1 rRNA gene is annotated in these 2,706 nt (G+C 61.0%); it reads right to left on the reverse strand.

The window, feature by feature from the left end:
• Nucleotides 1–2,603: ribosomal RNA gene (locus A9Q02_RS21295) — 23S ribosomal RNA — on the reverse strand; the annotation flags it as partial.
• Nucleotides 2,604–2,706 lie beyond the last annotated feature (103 nt).

The following is a 2,706-nucleotide window of genomic DNA, read 5'->3' on the forward strand; positions in this document are numbered from 1 at the left end:
CCGCTTTAATGGGCGAACAGCCCAACCCTTGGGACCTACTCCAGCCCCAGGATGCGACGAGCCGACATCGAGGTGCCACGCTCCTCCGTCGATATGAACTCTTGGGAGGTCTGAGCCTGTTATCCCCGGGGTAGCTTTTATCCGTTAAGCCACAGCCTTTCCACGCAGCACTGTGGGATCACTACGGCCGACTTTCGTCCCTGCGCGGCCGGTTTGCCTTGCAGTCAAGCACCCTTGTGCCGTTGCACGCGCTCGCGGATGACCATCCCGCGTGAGGGTACCTTTGCGCGCCTCCGTTACCTTTTGGGAGGCGACCGCCCCAGTCAAACTACCCACCAGCCACCGTCCCCGTTCCCGGGTGAGGGTACACCGCCACGAAGAGTGGTATTTCACCGTCGGCTCCCGCACCCCCACGAGGGCACGTTCCCAGCCTCCCACCTATCCTACGCATCGTACCGATCCACCCGATGGCAAGTTGTAGTAAAGCTCCACGGGGTCTTTTTGTCCCGCTCTGAGTAGGCCGCATCTTCACGGCCACTGCAATTTCACCGAGCCCCTAGTTGAGACAGTGCCCAGATCGTGATGCCTTTCGTGCGGGTCGGAACTTACCCGACAAGGAATTTCGCTACCTTAGGACTGTTATAGTTACAGCCGCCGTTTACCGGGGCTTCGGTTCGGAGCTTGCACCCCTCCCCTTAACCTTCCGGCACTGGGCAGGCATCACCCCCTATACGTCAGCTTACGCTTTAAGCAGGGAGCTGTGGTTCTGTTATCCAGTCGCCCGGGCCTGGACCCTGCGGCTGCTTCGCGCTCCACCTGTACAGGCTTCACCCTACTGCAGCACCCCTTCTTCCGAAGGTACGGGGTCAATTTGCCGAGTTCCTTAACTAGGGATCACTCGTCCGCCTTGGTCTCCTCGACCTGCCTACCTGTGTCGGTTTGCGGTACGGGTACCGCTGGTCTCCGTAGCCGGCCTTTCTTGGCTGCGCAGGTGCCTCGCCGTCGCGGTGCATGCACCACTCCCCTTCGCCTCTCGGTCAACGGAAGATGGGATTTGCCTCACCTTCCTCCCTACCGGCTTGGACGACGCTCGTCTCGTCGCGGCGACTCCCCCTCAGCATCCGGCATTCGTCAAACGACCAGTCGGTAGTACAGGACTATGAACCTGTTGTCCATCGGGTTCGGCTTGCGCCTACCCCTTAGGCCCGACTAACCCGCCGCGGAGCACCCGTGCGGCGGAACCCTCAGGCTTTCGGCGGTGGGGGTTCGCACCCCACTTCTCTGTTACTCATTCCGGCATTCGCACTCGCACCCGCTCCACGAACGCTTCCGCCTTCGCTTCACCGCTGGTGCGACGCTCCCCTACCGTCGTTGTTGCCAACGACCCGCAGCTTCGGCGAACCGCTTTGCCCCGTTGAAGCATCGGCGCAGCGCTACTCGACCAGTGAGCTATTACGCACTCTTTCAAGGATGGCTGCTTCTAAGCCAACCTCCTGGTTGTCTCCGCGGCGCCACAACCTTTCCCACTGAGCGGTTACTTGGGGGCCTTAGCTGGCGGTCTGGGTTGTTTCCCTCTTGACGACGCATGTTCGCACCCGCCGTCTCACTCGTGGTGCTGGCTGGCTGGCATTCGGAGTTTGCCGTCGCTTGGTAAGCGGTGAAGCCCCCGCACAACAACAGTGCTCTACCTCCAGCCGCCACAATCCACGGCTGCACCTCAATGCATTTCGGGGAGAACGAGCTATCTCCACGTTCGATTGGCATTTCACCCCTTACCACAGGTCATCCGAGCGGTTTGTAACCCACACCGGTGCGGCCCTCCACGTCCTGTTAGGGACGCTTCAGCCTGCCCATGGTAAGCTCACGTGGTTTCGCGTCTACCCTGCGCGACCTGCGCCCTCTGCAGGCTCGCTTTCACTCTGGCTCCGGCTGTCGCTGCCTTAACCGCGCCACGCAGGGTAACTCGCCGGATCATACTCCAAAAGGCACGCCGTCACCCAGCTTACGCCCGGCTCCGACGGCTTGGAAGCACACGATTTCAGGTTCTCTTTCACTCCCCTCGCCGGGGTTCTTTTCACCGTTCCCTCACGGTACTATACGCTATCGGTCGCTGCATGTAGCTTGCCTTGGACTGTGGTCAGCCCAGCTTCAGACCAGGTTCTTCGTGCCTGGCCCTACTCAGGGTCTGGTCCTGCGGGTGTTCGGAACGCGACGACGCGACTCTCACGCTCTTTGGTTCGGCTTTCCAGCGCGATTTGTCTACCTTCGGCACCCCCAGTGTGGGTCACCAGGCCCACCTGACCAGCCCTCCAACCCCGCAGCGGCAACGGCTGGTGCCTTGAGCACCGCTACGGTTTAGGCCTCACCCGGTTCGTTCGCCACTACTACGGGTGTCGTTCTCTCTTCCTCCGGCTACTGAGATGTTTCAGTTGGCCGGGTACCCTCCGTCTTGCGACGGTACCCCTTTCGGGGTGAGTTGCCTCATTCGGACATCTCTGGCTCATCGCCTGCTTGCGGCTCCCCAGAGCTTTTCGGAGCGGTGCCCCGTCCTTCATCGGCATGCAGCGCCAGGGCATCCATCGTGTGCTCATCATGTCTTCCCTCTGTACCCAGTGGGGGCACAGCGGAACAAAGTTACGAGACCGTGCAGCACGCACGGCTCGGTGTCATATCATCATCACTACGCTTCAGTTGGTAAGGTACGGC

The sequence above is a fragment of the Candidatus Chloroploca asiatica genome (assembly GCF_002532075.1).
In the GTDB taxonomy this organism is placed as follows: Bacteria; Chloroflexota; Chloroflexia; order Chloroflexales; family Chloroflexaceae; genus Chloroploca; species Chloroploca asiatica.